We start from the raw sequence: 19855 nt of genomic DNA on the forward strand, positions 1-19855 counted from the left end.
TGTTTTGGTAAAAATGTATAATACATTGATTTTTATTGACTAAGTGGACTTTTCATCCGTATCCATCACACCCTAAGTCAAAAAAAAGTCATATTTCCCTTTTCCCCGCCCCTGCTTGTCGCCGATAATGCGCCGCGTTCATGACCACTAAATGGCCTAACGCTTATGCTACATTTATTTGCCGGACTGGATTACTACACCGGCCTGATGTTGATACTGGCTTTGTTGTTTGTATTATTTTATGAAGCCATCAATGGCTTTCACGATACAGCCAACGCTGTCGCTACCGTTATTTATACCCGTGCCATGCGAGCGCAGTTCGCTGTCGTTATGGCGGGCGTGTTTAATTTTTTCGGCGTGCTGCTGGGGGGACTCAGCGTTGCTTACGCCATTGTCCATCTGCTCCCCACGGATTTATTGCTGAATGTCAGTTCAGCTCACGGGCTGGCGATGGTCTTTTCCATGCTGCTGGCCGCCATCATCTGGAATCTCGGCACCTGGTATTTCGGGCTTCCCGCCTCAAGTTCGCACACGTTGATCGGCGCCATCATCGGTATTGGTTTAACCAACGCCTTACTGACGGATACCTCCGTGGTGGATGCGCTCAATGTTCCCAAGATGATCGCTATTTTCCTGTCGTTAATTTTATCGCCGATCGTCGGGATGATTATTGCGGGTCTGATGGTTTTCCTGTTACGCCGTTTCTGGAGCAACAGTAAAAAACGCAAGCGGGTACACCTTACGCCAAGCGACCGTGAAAAACAGGATGGTAAACGCAAGCCGCCATTCTGGACGCGTACCGCGCTGATTTTATCCGCTATCGGCGTCAGCTTTTCACACGGCGCGAATGATGGTCAGAAAGGTATTGGTCTGATCATGCTGGTACTGATTGGCGTGGCGCCCGCCGGCTTTATCGTCAATATGAACGCCTCCGGCTATGACATCAGCCGTACCCGCGATTCCGTGGTCAATTTACAGGAGTATTATCAGCAACACGGCGCGGCGCTGGCGCATGTCATCGACCTTTCTCCGCCGCTGATCCCGGCGCCGGAAAAAACCATTCCGGCGAACGGCAACGTCGATTTTCACTGCGATAGCTCGCGCGTCATGATTGCCATCGAGCAAACCCAGGTGTTGTTGAGCAACCTGAAAAGCTACGAGCAGTTAAGCGCGGACGATCGCGGTAAAGTGCGCCGCTTGCTGATGTGTATTGCCGATACCATGGATCGGATCGTCAAACTGCCGGAAACGCCGACGGAAGATAGGCGCTACCTGAGCAACCTGCGTAACGACCTGCTGCATACCATTGAGTATGCGCCTATCTGGATCATCATCGCCGTCGCGCTGGCGCTCTCTCTGGGTACGATGGTGGGCTGGAAGCGTGTTGCAACCACGATTGGCGAGAAAATCGGCAAGAAAGGAATGACCTATGCGCAGGGCGTCTCGGCGCAGGTCACCGCCGCGCTGTCGATTGGCGTCGCCAGCTATACCGGGATGCCGGTCTCCACCACCCACGTGTTGTCATCGGCGGTCGCCGGGACGATGATCGTTGATGGCGGCGGCGTTCAGGGTAAAACGGTGAAAAATATCCTGCTGGCCTGGGTATTGACGCTGCCGGTATCGTTGTTGCTGTCCGGCACCTTGTACTGGTTGGCATTAAAAATTATTTTGTGAGGGTGATGGGCAGGGATAGCCCACATAAAAAATTTCCTGGAGAAATTTTTAACGTCGCTTGCGACGGCCCGTAGGGTGATGGGCAGGGATAGCCCATCATAAAAAAGGCGATTCTTACAGGATCGCCTTTTTATTACTCTGGATAACCGTTCATTGTTTAATACCAAATCAGCATCGCTACCAAACTGATGACCACCAATCCGCATAAGGCTGTCGTGAGCAGAAACTGACCGCGCACCCTTTCACAGCGCCGCATAAACTCAGGATCGTGATGTTCAAGATAGCGCTGCGCGTAGATATAACGTACCAGTCTGATTTGTTTGCTTGGCTGACCGTGTGATGTGAAAAAACCACCCCCATCCACGTACTGATAAAGCAACGGGTCACAGTCACGTAATATCAGCAGTAATACGCGTAATGAGGAATAATATCGCGCCATATTGATGATGCAGACAACACATAAAGCCCAGAAAAGCGCAAATGTACTGATCATGCTCCCCTCCCGGTTCCCGATTGTGTTATTCGTCGGAGGCAATGGCTATACAGGTTTTGCCGGCGGCGCCTCGGCGAATATTTATGCCACACGTTCTTGACGTGATTTTATCATGCGGCCGGATGATCAATTTCATCACCGTTAACCCCATTGTTATTTCTCACCCTTTGAGAATGGCGGCATGCGCCGGCCGCTCTCACTTTTATTGTAGAAGAGGAACGTATTTTTTTGCTACAGATAGAGCAAAATCGGCGCAGTAGGCGACTTTCTCTGCCGTAATGCCCTCAGTCGAAGAACAAACTGCGTGATTTGACCGCGAAAAGAAGCGCTTTCTACTACACTTACTCATAATATTGACAGGATTGAAAACAGTCTTTGATGAGATAATCAAGATGTTAGGTCTTCATAACCCACGGTTTTCCTCATGACTGGCTAAAACGTGGCGTTGTGATCTGCTGAACATAACCATAATGCAGTGAAGTGTTATCATATAAGCCGCTGTTAAGTATCAGATTGGCAGGAAAATCTGCTGACCGATTATTAGTCTTTACGGAAGGAGTCTTATTATGGCTTACAAACATATCCTTATTGCTGTTGACCTTTCTCCGGAAAGCAAAGTGTTGGTGGAAAAAGCGGTCTCTATGGCGAGGCCGTATAACGCAAAGATTTCCTTAATTCATGTCGATGTGAATTACTCCGATCTTTATACCGGGCTTATCGACGTCAATCTGGGCGATATGCAGCAACGTATCTCTGAAGAAACCCAGAATGCGTTGACCGAACTTTCTCAGAATGCCGGTTATCCCATTACCGAAACATTAAGCGGCAGCGGCGATCTGGGGCAGGTGCTGGTGGATGCGATCAAAAAATATGATATGGATTTGGTGCTGTGCGGTCATCATCAGGATTTCTGGAGCAAACTGATGTCTTCCGCGCGTCAGCTGATTAATACCGTACATATCGATATGCTGATTGTTCCGCTGCGCGAAGATGACGATGAATAAAAAGTGGGTGCGGGCTGATTGATCTATTCCGATAACCAAAAGGCATGGCTTGTACGCTGTGCCTTTTTTGTATAATAAAAAATTATCTCTTATCCGATAAGCGCGTTTGTCCGCGGAGTGAAAGGGGAAAGCAAGCTTAAAGCTGATTGTGGGGGATGCCGGCAGCCTGTGTAGTGACAGTCTGGTTTTGCTGTTCGCTGTGTAGAATACGATCGTGCGTCGAGGTGCTGGTTTTATCACGGTCCGCCCGGTAATAGTCATAGGGCAATAGTAGCGTGTCCGCCACGGCGGAGAACGGCAGATCGAGCGCCACCAGCGGCATCATCACCCAACTGGTGTCGTCGTCGCGCAGCATATCCATACTGGCGCGCGTGCCGGCATAGTAGCCCTGATCGGCGCCGGTGTGGGTCATCACGCTGGAACAACCGCTGATTGCCATCACTCCGCTGCCGGTGATGATGAAAGAAAACAGAGCACTTTTCAGTATGGTCATATTATCGTCCGTTAGAGCAGAGCGAACCTTGCCTCGGTTATAAAACGCGGCGTCGGATAAGCGAACATCCGGTGGTTACGCGACGGCCTTCTTGTCTATCTCATCATTGAGTGTATGTGATAACACGCGCTTCATCGGTGAATATTGCATGAAAAACGCCAATTTTTCTTTTCGAGCTATTGAAAGTCTGAGAGGGGTCACCATATTGATGACAAGCCTGATGAGAAAGATATGCCGTAAGGGTATCGCTTCAGGCGGCTAACCTGTCCCGAGGGAAGGTTGATGGTTAAATCCTCGCTGAATGTTTTAGGAGGCTGTTTTATGCGTAACCCTGATTTTTCACCGCTTTATCGTTCCGCCATTGGTTTTGATCGCCTGTTCAATCTGTTGGAAACCGGCCAAACCCAAAGCAACGGCGGCTACCCTCCCTACAACGTCGAGTTAGTCGACGAAAACCAATATCGTATCGCGATTGCCGTCGCCGGTTTTGCCGAACAGGAACTGGATATTACGGCCCACGACAATTTATTGATCGTGAAAGGGGCTCATGCCGGCGAACCGGTGGCTCGTAACTATTTATATCAAGGTATTGCCGAGCGTAATTTTGAACGCAAGTTCCAGTTGGCCGAGCATATTCAGATCAAAGGCGCCAATCTGGAAAACGGTTTGCTGTATATCGATCTGGAACGCGTTGTGCCGGAAACGATGAAGCCGCGTCGGATCGAAATCAAATAACCGCGGCCGACGGCCACCTATTTATTGCGTTAATGAACCAAACATCGTCCGCCGAATGGGGACGAACCCAGTAACGTTCCGTGACTGGGAGAAATTGTCTCGCTTCATAGAAGGAGTAATAGTATGCGTAACTACGATTTATCACCCTTATTGCGTCAGTGGATCGGTTTCGACAAATTAGCCAGTTCGATGCAGGGGGGACAGGAGTCTATTGAGTTTCCTCCCTATAACATTGAGAAAAAAGACGATAATCATTATCGCATCACGCTGGCTTTGGCCGGTTTCCAGCAAAGCGAGCTGGAAATTGAAGTGGAAGGCCCGCGCCTGACGGTGAAAGGCAATCCGACGCCGACAGAGAAAAAAGTGGAATATCTGCATCAGGGGTTGGTGTTTAAGCCATTTTCCCTGAGCTTTACGCTGGCGGAACATCTGCACGTCTCCGAGGCGCAGTTTGAACATGGGTTGCTGCATATCGATCTGGTGCGCGACGTGCCGGAAGCATTGCAGCCGCAGCGGATTGCCATCGGCAATAGCCGCCCGGTATTGACCCAGTCATCTGCTGATGATGAAGCATAATTTCCGTTGATCATCGTTTTGTTTGTTGCGCCCGCTGCTTAGCCGAGTAGCGGGCGTTTTTTTGCGTGCTATCTCTGCCCGCCCCCTGACGGGCCGACGCTTCGCGTTGTTGAAAAACGCTCCCGGCGTTTTTTTCTTATGGAAACTTTTTGTGCTGCCCGCCACGTTTCCTACGGTGTCATTCTGCCAGAATCAGTGACAGTAAAAGCTAATGCTTAACTAAAGAGCGTGTTTTTAGTTTTCTTTCCAATAAGATACGTCCGCACAAGGATACAAGGTATGAGTGATATCGCGCTTACCGTTAGTATGTTGGCGCTGGTGGCGGTTTTAGGGTTATGGATCGGCAACTGGCGGATTTACGGGGTAGGTCTAGGGATTGGCGGGGTGTTGTTCGGCGGGATCATCGTCGGACACTTTGCTCAGAGCTATCAGTTCACCCTGAATGACGACATGCTGCATTTTATTCAGGAGTTTGGGCTAATTCTGTTTGTGTATACCATCGGTATTCAGGTCGGGCCGGGTTTTTTCTCTTCATTACGCGTTTCCGGGCTGCGCCTCAACGGTTTTGCGATCCTGACCGTGTTGCTTGGCTGTGTGGTGACGGTGATTATTCATAAAATGTTCAATGTGCCGTTGCCGATTATTCTGGGGATTTTTTCGGGCGCCGTTACCAATACGCCTTCTTTGGGGGCGGCTCAGCAAATCCTGACCGATCTCGGTTCCAGCGGAACGCTGGTCAATCAGATGGGGATGGGGTATGCGATGGCTTACCCGCTGGGCATCTGCGGCATTTTGCTGGTGATGTGGCTGCTGCGTGTTGTGTTTCGCGTGGTGGTGGATGCGGAAGCCAGGCAGTTTGAGAACAGCAACGGCATGCATCATGAACAACTGCATACCATGAATGTGGCCGTCTCCAACTCAAACCTGCAAGGGCTGGCGATACAGGACGTTCCCATTCTGAATCGCGACGCCATTGTGTGCTCCCGTCTCAAGCGCGGAGATGACCTGATGGTGCCGTCTCCCGCAACCATTATTCAACTGGGCGACTATTTACATCTGGTCGGCGCGAAAAGCGATCTGGAACAGGCCCGGCTGGTGATCGGCAATGAAGTGGACACGTCATTGTCGACCCGCGGCACAGAGTTGCATGTCGAGCGGGTGGTGGTGACCAATGAAAAAGTGCTGGGGCGCAAGATCCGTGAATTAAACCTGAAGCAAAATTATGACGTGGTGATTTCCCGCCTTAACCGTGCCGGCGTCGAACTGGTCGCCAGCAATAACGCCAGTCTGCAATTCGGCGATATTCTTAATCTGGTCGGGCGCAAGAGCGCGATTGACGCCGTGGCGGATATTGTGGGGAATGCTCAGCAGAAGCTCCAGCAGGTGCAAATGTTGCCGGTGTTTATTGGCGTCGGCCTCGGCGTGTTGCTGGGATCTATTCCGCTGTTTATTCCCGGTTTTCCGGTCGCCTTACGGTTGGGGCTGGCCGGCGGGCCGCTGGTGGTGGCCTTGATTCTGGGGCGTATCGGCGGTATCGGTAAGCTGTATTGGTTTATGCCTCCCAGCGCTAACCTTGCCTTGCGCGAACTGGGAATTGTGTTGTTTTTAGCGGTGGTCGGGCTGAAGTCCGGCGGGGATTTTGTGGAAACGTTGTTGCATGGTGATGGTATATGGTGGATTGGCTACGGGGGCTTAATCACCATTATTCCTTTATTGATTGTCGGGACGCTGGCGCGCGTTGTCTGCAAAATGAATTACCTGACGCTGTGCGGCATGTTGTCAGGATCGATGACGGACCCGCCGGCGCTGGCGTTCGCCAATGGGCTGCATCCCACCAGCGGCGCGGCGGCATTGTCCTATGCCACGGTGTACCCGTTAGCGATGTTTTTGCGCATTATTTCGCCACAGCTTCTGGCCGTCCTGTTTTGGGCGATGTGACAAAGGCTTAGGCGGGGATGGCAAGGTCATTGTTATGACTGGAAATAAAATAATAAAGGAGGGGGAAACCTCTCCTTTATTATTTAGGGCGAGGATAATTATCGGGAAAAATAAATAAAAATTTGTTATTTATCTTTTTTAATGGTTAGTTTTACCGTCTTTAATAATTCCAGTGTTTTATATTTTATTTATAAAAAATGAATCAGGTTAATTTTATGTACCTTAATTGTTATTTATCCTTGTTTTTAGCGTTTAATATTTATTTTTAGAAAATATCGATTCGATATATAAGTTAATAAACAGCTTTAGTAACTAAAGTAACACGGCTTTCACTATGTGTTATAATATTATATTTCCATGAATTATTGGATTTGATAGGGCGAGAAAAATACCGTGGCACGACTATTTTCTCGCCTTTTTTCTACTGATGTTTCCTGTTGCGCGAGTTAATGGGTTATTGACCGGCAGGGTGATGAAGGAAGAATAAAAGAAACGCCGACTCCTCCGCACGGAACATCCGTTGTGAATTAGTGAATTTTGTTTCAATGGAGAGTGGTGTTCCTATGTCTGCAAATAGTAGCAGGTTGTTAAAGCTTCTGATTATATTCTGTATCGCCGGTGGATTGTGGTTACTCCCGGTTCCTGACGGCGTTAAGCCCGATGCCTGGCACTTAATGGCGATTTTCGTTGCCACAGTGGTCGGCCTGATCCTTTCCCCTTACCCTTTGGGCGCGATGGCGATGTTCAGCCTGACATCGGTCGCCATTCTGGGTTTGCTCTCCATTAAAGATGTTCTGGCTGGCTTCAGCGATCCGACTATCTGGATGATTGCCTGCGCATTCTTTATTTCCCGCGGCTTTATTAAAACCGGGTTTGGCCGGCGCATCGGTTTGCTGTTTATCAGCAAGTTGGGTAACAGTTCGCTGGGCCTGGCTTACGGGCTGGTGTTCACCGATTTGCTGTTCGCCCCGGCGATGCCGTCGACGTCCGCACGCTGCGGCGGGATTATTACTCCGCTGTTCCGTTCCATCGCCGAGGCATACGACTCAACGCCGGAAAAAGGCACACAACGGCGTATCGGCGCCTTTCTGGTGCAGTCCATTTTCCAGTGTAACGCCGTGACTTCCGCCATGTTTATGACCTCCATGGCCGGTAACCCGATGGTGGCGAAACTGGCTTCTCAGTTCGGCATTCATATCAGTTGGACTGACTGGGCGCTGGCAACGCTGCTGCCCGGTTTCCTCTCGCTGGCCCTGATCCCGTACCTGATTTACCGCTTCTATCCGCCGGAACTGAAGAAAACCTCGGAAATGCGCGCGATTGCCGTTGAAAGATTGCGTGAAATGGGGGCGATGAGCCGCGACGAGTGGGTGGTGTTAGGCGTATTCCTGGGGCTGGTCACATTCTGGGTGTTGGGTTCCACGCTGAATATTGACGCGACGCTGACCGCGCTGGCGGGCCTGAGCGTTCTGTTGCTCAGTCGCGCGTTGAGCTGGGATGATGTGATCGGCGAAAAAGAAGCCTGGCATACCGTGGTGTGGTTCGCCGTGCTGATGACGCTGGCCGGGCAGCTCAACAAAATGGGTCTGATTTCCTGGCTTGGCGGTCTGGCCGGCAACGCGGTAAGCGGTATGCACTGGCTGCCGATGCTGGGCCTGCTGCTGCTGATTTACTACTACAGCCACTATCTGATGGCGAGCGCGATCGCCCATATCAGCGCGATGTATGCGATTTTCGTTTCGATTGCGCTGGCGGCGGGCGCGCCACCGATGCTGACGGTGTTAGTCTTCGGTATTTTCAGTAACCTGTTTATGTCCACCACCCACTACTCCAGCGGCCCGGCGCCGATTCTGTTCGGCTGTGGTTACATGCCGCTGAGCACCTGGTGGAAGATCGGTTTCCTGGTCAGCCTGGTGATTATCCCCATCTGGCTGGGCGTCGGCGGCATGTGGTGGAAACTGCTCGGTTTTTGGTAATACCCGATAGATCCCTTTGATTATAACGATTTACGTTCCTTCCTAAGATGATGCGCTCTGCCCCCGGAGGTAGAGCGCATTCAGTGTCCTCCTCGACACGCGAAAAGCGACGAAACAGTATAAGATGGCGGTGTAACGATGGTCATTCCGGAGAGCGACATGAGTATGAAAAAAACACCGTTGAAATTGGGAACTTCGGTGTTTCTGATGGTTTCGGCGGTGATTGGCGCTGTGCTGTTGGTCGTATACGCCTTACTGTTTTTCCGCATTAACCAGCTATCAGAGGATCATCTGCGGGAAAAAGCCTTCGCCATTGCCCGCACATTTGCCGCTTCACCGGTGGTTATTAATGAGTTACAGGGGGTCGGCAATCCAAAAGCGGTGCAGGATTCGGCGGAAGTGATCCGCCTGCGTAACCAGTTGCTCTTTGTGACCGTCACCGATATGGACACCGTTCGCCATACCCATCCCGAGCGGGAAAGGATTGGTGAATATTTTGCGGGACGGGATATTTATCCGGCCTTGCTGGGGATGGAGAACACGTCTATTAGCCGGGGAACGCTTGATCCGGCGCTGCGGGTTTTTACGCCGGTCTTTGACGGTAATCACCGGCAGATTGGCGTGGTGGCCTTGGGGATCGCACTGACCAGCGTGCAAAAGGTCATCAGCGAGAACCGCTGGATGATCCCCTGGACTATCCTGGCCGGCGCGCTGGTTGGCTGGTTCGGCACCTTGATTCTGGTGAAAATACTCAAACGAATCATGTTGGGTTTTGAGCCGTTTGAGATCTCTAATCTGTTTGAGCAGCGCAACGCGATGTTGAAGCAGATTAAGGAAGGGGTGATAGCGGTTGACCGGCATGCTCGCATTACGGTGATCAATGATGAAGCCAAGCGGTTGTTTCGACAAAGTAATCCGACGACCAATAAGTCGACCGAGAGCGTCAGCGAACAGTGGCTGGAGCATCTGCATCTGAAACAGGTTCTGGAGAGCGGCACTCCGTGCCGCGATGAAGAAATCAACGTTAACGGACATCTGTTGCTGACCAATACGGTGCCGGTGTTTGTTAAAGGCGATATTATCGGGGCTATCGCCACATTTCGTGATAAAACGGAAATCAGCCAGCTGCTACAACGTTTGAGCGGTATGTCCTATTATGCGGACGCCCTGCGGGCGCAGTCGCATGAATTTATGAATAAGCTGCACGTGATATTGGGAATGCTGCACTTAAAATATTATCCTCAACTGGAGGATTATATTTTGAAAACCGCCAATAATTATCAGGCGGAAATCGGCTCCATTATTCGTAAGGTAAAATCGCCGGTGATCGCTGGTTTCCTGTTGGGTAAAATTAACCGCGCCCGCGATCTTGGCATTGTGTTATCCATCAGCGAAGAAAGCCTGCTGCCGGATACGGATGATGTCGATGCCACCAATGAATTGATTACAGTGTTGGGTAACCTGATTGAAAACGCCATGGACGCCATAAACGGCCAGGAAAATTGCGAAATCAGCGTCAGTTTCCATCATCAGGATGGGCGTTTGCATGTTACCGTCGGTGATGACGGGCCTGGGATTGCGTTGGCGGATCAGGAACGTATTTATGAACAGGGTTTTTCCACCAAAGGCAGTGGACGCGGTATTGGTCTGTATCTGACCAAACAGAGTCTGGAGAAGATCGGCGGCAACATCGATTTTGAGTCGGAACCTGAGGTATACACCCAGTTTTTCGTTAATATTCCTTATCAAGCAAGGCTGTTTGACCATGATTAATGTACTGATTGTTGATGACGATGCCATGGTTGCAGAGCTGAATAAATCATATCTGAATCAGGTTTCCGGATTTAGCTGTTATGCGACGGTGCCCACCTTGCAGCAGGCGAGAAATCTACTGATGCAACCGAATTCCGATATCGATCTGGTATTGCTGGATATCTATATGCAGCAGGATAACGGGCTGGATTTATTGCCCACCATCCGTGAATTCAGCGAGAAGACGGATGTGATCATTATTTCTTCCGCCAGCGACGTCCATACCATCAAAAAAGCGCTGCACTACGGCGTGGTGGATTACCTGATCAAGCCCTTCCAGTTCTCACGATTTGAACAGGCATTGACGGCTTATCGTGAAGAAGCCAATTTACTGAAGCACCGCGATTTCGTTGCGCAGTCCGATATTGATAATCTGATCCGCCGCACCAGCGGCAATTCAGCCAGCGAGCGTAAGAAATTGCCGAAAGGGCTGACCAGCTTAACGCTGCGCACCGTGTGCGAATGGATTGAAGGGAATCAGGGCGCGGAGTTTTCAACGGAAATGCTGGCCAATGCGATCGGCATTTCTCGTGTCTCATGCCGTAAATATCTGATCTATCTGGCTGAAACCGGGATTCTGGCGACCAATATTCTGTACGGCTCTACGGGTCGCCCGGTCTATCTCTATCGCCTGTTGCCGGAAAAGCAGGACGCATTGCGGCAGTATTGCGAATAGGCGACGTTCCCACCGCTTTTTTCGTAAAAAAACGCCACGGCAACCACCGTGGCGTTTTGCATTATGGATGAATCGTTGGGGGCTATACCATCCAGCCGAGCAGCAATGTCGCGCCGATAACCGTTGAGGCACCGCCGATGCGGGTAGCGATCTGTGCGAACGGCATCAGTGACATACGGTTAGATGCTGACAGAATCGCAACATCACCCGTACCGCCCAGCCCGCTGTGGCAGGTGGTGACGATAGAGGCTTCTATCGGGTACATGTTCAGGTAAGGGGCGATGAAGAAGCTCACCAGAGCCATGGAGAGCACCACTGAGCCACAAACGATCACATATCCAACAGAGAATACGGCCACGACGCTTTCTAACGGGATATATAGCATACCTAGCCCAATCATCAGCGGCCATACCAGCGAACTGGACACAAACTTGTAAACGCTGTGCGCGCCGGTTTCCATGCTGGAAGGGATCACTCGGCTGTATTTACAGAACACGGCGATCAGAATCATGAGCACGGGGCCTGGAATATGCACCAGTTGTTCAAACAGACCGCCGACGATGAAGAAGGCGCAAATCATCAGTAAACCACCGCCCATCAGATGAAAATCAACCGGTTTCGGCGCCTCGGTCACGTTGAATAGCGCATTATCTTCATCGCTGCGTACCAGACGGCCTTCACCGTTCAGGTCTTTACGACGCATGCCAAGACGGGACAATATGCCGGCACAGAAAATAGCAAAGATATTGCCGACAACGGCGGCCGGCGCCAACTGTGCGACATAGACATCCGGTGTTTGCCCTAAAATGGCGGAATATGCCAGTGATAACGGCAGAATACCTTCGCCGATCCCGCCGCCGATAATTGGAACGATGATAAAAAAGAACGTGTGGTAGACGCTGTAACCACAGAGCTTACCGACGAGCAAGCCTGTCACCAATGCGGTTGCAGTGCCGACAACCAGCGGAACGAACATGCGAATCATCCCTTGAATCAGGATTTTCCGATTCATTCCCAGAATGCTGCCGACAACCAGGCAGGCAATAACGAAATAAAGGAAATTCGCTTCCTTCATCAGCAGGTGGACCGTTTTCATGGTGTTGTCATTGAATAAATGAAAATACACCAGAATGGATGGCACCATCAGACAAAGAATCGCCGGACCGCCGATATCTTTAAATACCGGTATTTTATGTCCGATATGGGCCAGTAAAAACCCCATGGTCATGATAACGGCAAAGCCGCCAATCATATTCTTAGGCAGAAATCCTTTATAGGCGGCAATAAACACAATGGCGCTAATTGCAATAAAGAGAGCAACAGGAACGGAGCCAATGGTTTTTTTTAAGAGACGTATCACAAATGATGAAGCGGATGGTGATGTTTCGATGGCGAGATTGTTCTCACATAAAATATCAGTTTCTATTTTTTTCATTATATTCACCCTACCGGATAGTTGGTACAGAAACAGTCTGTATTTATCTTCAGAAAGTAAGAAAATTAGTTTTTTTGTTTTTTATCAACAAGTAACAAAAAAATAAAAATAGTGAAGTGTATTTAACCCTGTCTCAGGTTGGTGGGTAATTTAGCATGAGTAAATGTTAAAAATAATACGTCATCCCGCAATTTATGGCATATTTGTGAACTTATTAGCAACTCCTTTTTAAATAACTTATCTTCTTTTTTTGTAATTAAAATAATTTATGTGGCGGAGGTTGGCGTATTTTGAGGTGGAATGTGAATATGCGATAGAAAATATCACGTTATAGAAATAAGTAAATAGCAAGGATTGATGTTAATAAAAATATTTCCATAACTATAATTTTAATTTGTTTTTAGCGTAAATTAAAGGGATCGGCAGGTCATTTTTGTGTTTTATCGCCGGAAGCTATTTGTATGTTGCTTCTTGTTTTCCATGTTACCTAACCATGCCTTAACCCGGCATTCCTTTGCTCTGTCATCCTTACACACAAAACACATCCTGCATTGGTTCGAACACCGTTTGTCGTCAAGCGTCGGTATGCATCTATGCGAGTCATACTCCGGTTATAAAGTTTTTTTATGCAGCGTAGATAGTCAGTTGATGGCTTATGAAGTAGGTGGATATATCACTTTTACTTATTATCTGGCAGGATTTTCACCTGTTGTTAACGTCTTTTGCAAAAAATAGTGCTCATATTGTAGGCATGCCGCAGATCATTATTATAGTTTTTTTAACGGTGGTAATTTCTTTGATTGCACCACTTAATGGAGTATATAACTGGTTTTTATTATTTTAGTGAACAATAAAACTTAGTTTTTTTCTTATTGTTATATTTTAAACCTATGCGGAGGGCGGCGCGGGTTTGTAAATCCTTACAGCTTGTATTGACGTTAGGATGATCTGTTGACAGATTTAAGCTGTCATTGAGAAAGAAAACAGCGGATGCCTGAAGATTCCAGGTATTCATAGGGTGTTTCTTGCACTCTGTTACAGGGCTTCCTCCGTTATTTTAATTTCGCGCCTTCGGGCAAGGTACGGGCCATTGCAGTTAAAAATACCGGTCTGGCCGAATGAATACACAACATCATCCATAGTGGAGCACAAATAATGGGAAATTCCTTGGCTAAATCAAGGGTACTGACGCTGGGGCTTGGTCTGCTGGCCATGTCTGTCGCGGCCGGATTACAGGCTAAAACGCTCGTCTATTGTTCAGAAGGTTCCCCGGAAGGGTTTAACCCGCAGCTGTTTACTTCCGGCACCACCTTTGATGCCAGCTCTATTCCGATTTATAACCGCTTAATCGAGTTTAAAAGCGGGACAACGGATATCGAGCCGGGTCTGGCGGAGAAATGGGACATCAGTGAAGATGGCAAAACCTACACTTTTCACCTGCGTAAAGGGGTGAAGTGGCAGGACAGTAAAGACTTTAAACCGTCACGTGATTTCAATGCCGATGACGTGCTGTTCTCATTCCTGCGTCAGCAGGATGTGAACCACCCTTACCATAAAGTTTCCGGCGGCAGCTATGAGTACTATCAGGGCATGGGGATGCCGGATCTGATTAGCAAGATTGAAAAAGTGGACGATTACACCGTTCGCTTCGAACTGACCCGTTCGGAAGCCCCATTCCTGGCCGACCTGGCGATGGACTTCGCGTCCATTATGTCGGCGGAGTACGGCGACAACATGCTGAAAGCCGGTTCGCCGGAGAAAATCGACCTGAATCCGATCGGCACCGGGCCGTTCAAATTGCAGCAATACCAGAAAGATTCCCGCATTCTGTACACCGCGTTTGACGGTTTCTGGGGCAAAAAACCGGGCATCGACCGCCTGGTGTTCTCCATCACCCCGGATGCTTCCGTACGTTATGCCAAACTCCAGAAAAATGAATGTCAGATTATGCCGTACCCCAATCCGGCCGATCTGGCGCGTATGAAGCAGGATAAAAATATTACGCTGCTGGAAAAACCGGGGCTTAACGTCGGTTATCTGGCGTTCAATGTGCAGAAAAAGCCGCTGGATAATGTGAAAGTCCGTCAGGCGCTGACCTATGCGGTGAATAAGAGCGCGATTATTGATGCGGTCTATCAGGGCGCGGGGCAAGCGGCTAAAAACCTGATCCCGCCGACCATGTGGGGCTATAACGATGACGTTCAGGACTACAGCTACGATCCGGAAAAAGCCAAAGCGTTGCTGAAAGAAGCGGGGGTGGCGGACGGTTTCACGATTGACCTGTGGGCGATGCCGGTACAGCGTCCTTATAACCCGAATGCGCGCCGGATGGCCGAAATGATTCAGTCGGATTGGGCTAAAGTCGGGGTGCAGGCCAAGATTGTCACCTATGAATGGGGCGAGTATCTCAAACGCGCCAAAGACGGCGAGCATCAGACGGTGCTGATGGGATGGACCGGCGACAACGGCGATCCGGATAACTTCTTCGCCACGCTGTTCAGCTGCGACGCATCGGAAAAAGGTTCGAACTACTCCAAATGGTGCTATAAGCCGTTTGAAGATCTGATCCAGCCGGCGCGTACCACCTCCGATCATGAAAAACGTATCGAACTGTACAAACAGTCGCAGGTGGTGATGCACGATCAGGCGCCGGCATTGATTGTGGCGCACTCCACCGTGTATGAGCCGATCCGCAACAACGTGAAAGGCTATGTTATCGAGCCGCGCGGCGTACACAGTTTCAACAACGTGTCGCTGGATTAATTCAACCCGTCATTTTATGGGTAAACGCTAAGCCCTGCTTCCGTCGCGTCGTTGCCGATGCGGTGGAGGCAGGGCTTTAAGCCTATCCATTTTATCACGGGTGTCCTTGCCCGTTACCCTACGGGCCGTCGCACGCGACGTTTAAGATCGCTTCCGGCGATTTTTTGTTGTGAGCATACATAAGTTCGGTCGCCGATGAGCGCTCGGACAGGTAAATTTAAGAGAATTCGGGATATGTTGCAGTTCATACTCCGGCGTTTGGGGCTGGTTATCCCAACGTTTATTGGCATTACGCTACTGACTTTTGCTTTCGTGCATATGATCCCCGGCGACCCGGTGATGATCATGGCCGGAGAACGCGGAATTTCCGCCGAGCGCCACGCGCAGCTGATGGCTGAAATGGGGTTGGATAAGCCGCTGTGGCAGCAATACGTCAACTACATTGGCGGCGTATTACATGGCGATTTGGGCATTTCCCTTAAGAGCCGCATCCCCGTCTGGGACGAATTCGTTCCGCGTTTTAAGGCCACGCTGGAATTAGGCGTCTGCGCGATGATATTCGCCATCAGCGTAGGTATTCCCGTCGGCGTACTGGCCGCGGTAAAACGCGGTTCCATCTTCGATCACGCTTCCATCAGCCTGGCGTTAACGGGCTACTCCATGCCCATTTTCTGGTGGGGCATGATGCTGATCATGCTGGTGTCGGTTCACCTTAACCTGACGCCAGTATCCGGCCGCATCGGCGATACGGTTTTTCTCGATGAAAGCTTGCCGCTTACCGGGTTTATGCTGATCGATACCTTTTTCTGGGGCGAGTCCGGCGACTTCATCGATGCGGTGGAGCACATGATCCTGCCCGCCGTGGTGCTGGGCACCATCCCGCTGGCGGTGATTGTGCGTATGACGCGCTCCGCCATGCTGGAAGTATTGGGCGAGGACTATATCCGTACCGCCCGCGCCAAAGGATTGAGCCGGCTGCGGGTGATTGTGGTGCATGCGTTGCGCAACGCCATGCTGCCGGTGGTGACGGTTATCGGGTTGCAGGTCGGGACGATGCTGGCCGGCGCCATCCTGACGGAAACCATCTTCTCCTGGCCGGGGCTGGGACGCTGGCTGATCGACGCCTTGCAGCGCCGTGATTATCCGGTGGTGCAGGGGGGCGTTCTGCTGGTGGCGACCATGATTATTCTGGTTAACCTGCTGGTGGATGTGCTCTACGGCGTCGTCAATCCACGCATCCGACATAAGAAATAAGGGGGAGGCTGAGATGACACAACTTATTGAGCCTGTTGTAAACAGCGCGCCTAAGCCGATGACCCCGCTACAGGAATTCTGGCATTACTTCAAACGTAATAAAGGGGCTGTGGTCGGCATGATCTATGTCGTGCTGATGCTGCTTATTGCGGTCGGCGCTAACATACTGGCCCCTCATGCGCCGGCCGAGCAGTTTCGCGATGCGCTGCTTCATCCGCCGGTCTGGCAGGAGGGGGGAAGCTGGAAGTTTATTCTGGGCACCGACGATGTCGGCCGCGACGTGCTGTCCCGGCTGATGTATGGTGCGCGTTTGTCGCTGCTGGTGGGATGTCTGGTGGTGGCGCTGTCGCTGGTTCTGGGGGTGATTTTCGGCCTGCTGGCGGGCTACTTCGGCGGCGTGGCGGATGCCATTATCATGCGTGTCGTCGACATTATGCTGGCGTTGCCCAGTCTGCTGTTGGCGCTGGTGCTGGTGGCGGTCTTCGGGCCGTCGATTGTCAACGCCTCGCTGGCGCTGACGTTCGTGGCGCTGCCGCACTATGTCCGTTTAACCCGCGCCGCCGTGCTGGTGGAAGTGAACCGTGACTATGTGACGGCTTCGCGGGTGGCGGGCGCGGGCGCGCTGCGCCAAATGTTCGTCAATATTTTGCCCAACTGTCTGGCGCCGTTGATCGTGCAGGCTTCGCTGGGTTTTTCTAACGCCATTCTTGATATGGCTGCTTTGGGTTTCCTCGGTATGGGCGCTCAGCCGCCAACGCCGGAGTGGGGCACCATGCTTTCCGATGTTTTGCAGTTTGCGCAGAGCGCCTGGTGGGTGGTGACGTTCCCCGGCGTGGCGATTTTACTGACGGTGTTGGCATTTAACCTGATGGGGGACGGCTTGCGTGATGCTCTCGACCCCAAACTCAAGCAGTAACCGAGGTAGAGAGATGGCGTTACTTAATATAGATAAACTGTCGGTTCACTTTGGCGATGAGGACGTACCGTTTCGCGCGGTCGACCGTATCAGTTACCGGGTGGAACAAGGGCAGGTCGTGGGGATCGTGGGTGAGTCCGGTTCCGGCAAATCGGTCAGTTCGTTGGCGATCATGGGATTGATTGATTATCCCGGTAAAGTGATGGCCGACAAGCTGGAGTTCGACCAGCGTGATTTGACGCGTATCTCGGAGAAAGAACGGCGTCAGTTGGTCGGCGCGGAAGTGGCGATGATTTTTCAGGATCCGATGACCAGCCTCAACCCCTGCTATACCGTGGGGTTCCAGATTATGGAAGCCATTAAGGTGCATCAAGGCGGCAACCGCAGAACCCGCCGCCAGCGGGCGGTTGATTTGCTGACGCTGGTGGGCATTCCCGATCCGGATTCACGGCTGGATGTGTATCCGCATCAGCTTTCGGGCGGGATGAGCCAGCGCGTGATGATCGCCATGGCTATCGCCTGTCGGCCGAAGCTGCTGATTGCCGATGAGCCGACGACCGCGCTGGACGTGACGATTCAAGCGCAGATTATCGAACTGCTGCTTGAATTACAGCAGCGCGAGAACATGGCATTGATTCTGATCACCCACGATCTGGCGCTGGTGGCGGAAGCGGCGCATCAGATCATCGTGATGTACGCCGGGCAGGTGGTGGAGTCGGGCAAGGCGACGGATATTTTTCGTGCGCCCCGCCATCCCTATACGCAGGCGCTGCTGCGCGCCCTGCCGGAATTTGCGGCGGATAAGGCGCGTCTGGCGTCGCTGCCGGGCGTGGTGCCGGGTAAATATGACCGTCCTGACGGTTGCCTGCTGAATCCGCGCTGTCCCTATGCGCATGACCGTTGCCGCCGGGAAGAGCCGGCACTGCGGGAGATACCCGGTCGTCAGGTTAAATGTCACACGCCGCTGGATGACGCGGGGAGGCCGACCCTATGAACCAAACTAACCTTACATCGCCGGCGCATTTGCTGCATGCGATTGATTTGAAAAAGCATTATCCGGTAAAAACCGGCTTCTTCGCGCCGGAGAGAATGGTCAAGGCGCTGGACGGCGTCTCTTTCACCCTGGAACGGGGAAAAACGCTGGCGGTGGTCGGCGAGTCCGGCTGCGGCAAGTCGACGCTCGGCCGCCTGCTGACGATGATCGAAATCCCCTCCGGCGGCGAACTTTACTATCAGGGACAGGATCTGCTGAAGCCGGATCAAACGGCGGAGAAGCTGCGTCGTCAGAAGATCCAGATCGTGTTTCAGAATCCTTACGGATCGCTCAACCCGCGTAAAAAGGTCGGCCAGATCCTAGAAGAGCCGCTGCTGATCAATACTCAACTGTCAAAAGCCGAGCGTCGTGAAAAGGCGTTGGCGATGATGGCGAAGGTGGGGCTGAAGACTGAGCATTACGACCGCTATCCGCATATGTTTTCCGGGGGGCAGCGTCAGCGTATCGCCATTGCCCGCGGTCTGATGCTGGAGCCGGACGTGGTGATTGCCGATGAGCCGGTGTCTGCGCTGGATGTTTCGGTGCGGGCGCAGGTGCTGAACCTGATGATGGACTTGCAGCAGGATATGGGGCTGTCCTACGTGTTCATCTCCCATGACCTGTCGGTGGTCGAGCATATCGCCGACGAGGTGATGGTGATGTATCTGGGGCGCTGCGTGGAGAAAGGCAGCAAAGAGGCCATCTTCAATAATCCGCGTCATCCGTACACGCAGGCGCTGTTGTCGGCGACGCCCCGGCTTAACCCGGATTTACGCCGTGAGCGCATCAAACTGGTCGGCGAACTGCCCAGCCCGTTGAATCCGCCGCCGGGCTGCGCGTTCAACGCCCGTTGCCAGCGCTGTTTCAGCACCTGTACTCAGCTTCAGCCGCAGTTGAAAACCTACGGCGATCAAAGGGTGGCGTGCTTTGCCGTCGATCAGGACGAAGCGGGGGACAAGCCGCTCCACCTTGATTGATTCGCTTCCTCTCACGCACGTCTCGCTTTTGCCGGAGAGGCGTGCGCTTGTCGGCAAAATCGCCGATCGCTACCGACCGAACGGGCTTGTCATTTGATAC

16 protein-coding genes are annotated in these 19855 nt (G+C 51.6%); 13 read left to right on the forward strand and 3 right to left on the reverse strand.

What is annotated here, in order from left to right; translation table 11 throughout:
* Positions 1 to 165 precede the first annotated feature (165 nt).
* Positions 166 to 1674, forward strand: a complete 1509-nt coding sequence (gene pitA / locus JG725_RS15975) for an inorganic phosphate transporter PitA (RefSeq protein ID WP_172291000.1) — start codon at positions 166 to 168, stop codon at positions 1672 to 1674.
* Positions 1675 to 1831: 157 nt separating this feature from the next.
* Here the strand turns inward: pitA and uspB are convergent, their stop codons facing one another.
* The gene (gene uspB / locus JG725_RS15980) at positions 1832 to 2167 is read right to left on the reverse strand and encodes a universal stress protein UspB (protein ID WP_172291001.1); all 336 of its coding nucleotides are present in this window, start codon (positions 2165 to 2167) and stop codon (positions 1832 to 1834) included.
* A 566-nt stretch (positions 2168 to 2733) separates the two neighbouring features.
* On the opposite strand from uspB, the gene uspA reads away from it, so the two are divergent.
* Positions 2734 to 3171, forward strand: coding sequence for a universal stress protein UspA (gene uspA / locus JG725_RS15985; protein ID WP_172291002.1), 438 nt, complete (start codon positions 2734 to 2736; stop codon positions 3169 to 3171).
* Positions 3172 to 3307: 136 nt separating this feature from the next.
* Here uspA and JG725_RS15990 read toward each other — a convergent pair whose 3' ends face one another.
* Positions 3308 to 3664 (reverse strand): YceK/YidQ family lipoprotein, encoded by a 357-nt coding sequence (locus JG725_RS15990; protein ID WP_199378783.1) that lies wholly within the window; start codon positions 3662 to 3664, stop codon positions 3308 to 3310.
* Positions 3665 to 3985: 321 nt separating this feature from the next.
* Here JG725_RS15990 and ibpA point away from each other — a divergent pair, with 321 nt between their 5' ends.
* The 6 genes from ibpA to dcuR all read left to right on the forward strand — a co-directional run bounded on the left by ibpA (position 3986) and on the right by dcuR (position 11377).
* Positions 3986 to 4399: a small heat shock chaperone IbpA gene (ibpA, locus tag JG725_RS15995; protein WP_172291004.1), complete on the forward strand. Its 414-nt coding sequence runs from the start codon at positions 3986 to 3988 to the stop codon at positions 4397 to 4399.
* 123 nt (positions 4400 to 4522) lie between these two features.
* Positions 4523 to 4975, forward strand: a complete 453-nt coding sequence (gene ibpB / locus JG725_RS16000; protein ID WP_172291005.1) for a small heat shock chaperone IbpB — start codon at positions 4523 to 4525, stop codon at positions 4973 to 4975.
* A 279-nt stretch (positions 4976 to 5254) separates the two neighbouring features.
* Positions 5255 to 6913 (forward strand): putative transporter, encoded by a 1659-nt coding sequence (locus JG725_RS16005; RefSeq protein ID WP_172291006.1) that lies wholly within the window; start codon positions 5255 to 5257, stop codon positions 6911 to 6913.
* Positions 6914 to 7476: 563 nt separating this feature from the next.
* Positions 7477 to 8889 carry an anion permease gene (locus JG725_RS16010; protein ID WP_172291007.1) on the forward strand — a complete coding sequence of 471 codons (1413 nt, stop codon included), beginning with the start codon at positions 7477 to 7479 and terminating at the stop codon, positions 8887 to 8889.
* A 159-nt stretch (positions 8890 to 9048) separates the two neighbouring features.
* Positions 9049 to 10662, forward strand: a complete 1614-nt coding sequence (locus tag JG725_RS16015; protein WP_172291008.1) for a sensor histidine kinase — start codon at positions 9049 to 9051, stop codon at positions 10660 to 10662.
* On the forward strand, positions 10655 to 11377 hold the full coding sequence (gene dcuR, locus JG725_RS16020) for a two-component system response regulator DcuR (RefSeq protein WP_172291009.1): 723 nt from the start codon (positions 10655 to 10657) through the stop codon (positions 11375 to 11377). Before JG725_RS16015 ends, dcuR begins: the two co-directional genes overlap by 8 nt.
* An 82-nt stretch (positions 11378 to 11459) precedes the next feature.
* On the opposite strand, the gene JG725_RS16025 is transcribed toward dcuR, so the two are convergent.
* Positions 11460 to 12812: a 2-hydroxycarboxylate transporter family protein gene (locus JG725_RS16025; protein ID WP_199378785.1), complete on the reverse strand. Its 1353-nt coding sequence runs from the start codon at positions 12810 to 12812 to the stop codon at positions 11460 to 11462.
* 1155 nt (positions 12813 to 13967) lie between these two features.
* Between JG725_RS16025 and dppA the strand changes: the two genes are divergently transcribed.
* From dppA to dppF, 5 genes are all read left to right on the forward strand, one after another.
* The gene (gene dppA, locus JG725_RS16030) at positions 13968 to 15575 is read left to right on the forward strand and encodes a dipeptide ABC transporter periplasmic-binding protein DppA (RefSeq protein WP_199378787.1); all 1608 of its coding nucleotides are present in this window, start codon (positions 13968 to 13970) and stop codon (positions 15573 to 15575) included.
* Positions 15576 to 15809: 234 nt separating this feature from the next.
* A complete protein-coding gene (gene dppB, locus JG725_RS16035) occupies positions 15810 to 16829 on the forward strand; it encodes a dipeptide ABC transporter permease DppB (RefSeq protein ID WP_172291012.1) in 1020 nt (339 codons plus the stop codon).
* Positions 16830 to 16842: 13 nt separating this feature from the next.
* Positions 16843 to 17745: a dipeptide ABC transporter permease DppC gene (dppC, locus tag JG725_RS16040; RefSeq protein WP_199378789.1), complete on the forward strand. Its 903-nt coding sequence runs from the start codon at positions 16843 to 16845 to the stop codon at positions 17743 to 17745.
* Positions 17746 to 17758: 13 nt separating this feature from the next.
* A complete protein-coding gene (gene dppD, locus JG725_RS16045; protein ID WP_172291014.1) occupies positions 17759 to 18739 on the forward strand; it encodes a dipeptide ABC transporter ATP-binding protein in 981 nt (326 codons plus the stop codon).
* Positions 18736 to 19755, forward strand: coding sequence for a dipeptide ABC transporter ATP-binding subunit DppF (gene dppF, locus JG725_RS16050; protein WP_199378791.1), 1020 nt, complete (start codon positions 18736 to 18738; stop codon positions 19753 to 19755). The genes dppD and dppF overlap by 4 nt, the downstream gene beginning before the upstream one ends.
* Positions 19756 to 19855 lie beyond the last annotated feature (100 nt).

The sequence above is a fragment of the Brenneria sp. L3-3C-1 genome (assembly GCF_016456245.1).
In the GTDB taxonomy this organism is placed as follows: domain Bacteria; phylum Pseudomonadota; class Gammaproteobacteria; order Enterobacterales; family Enterobacteriaceae; genus Brenneria.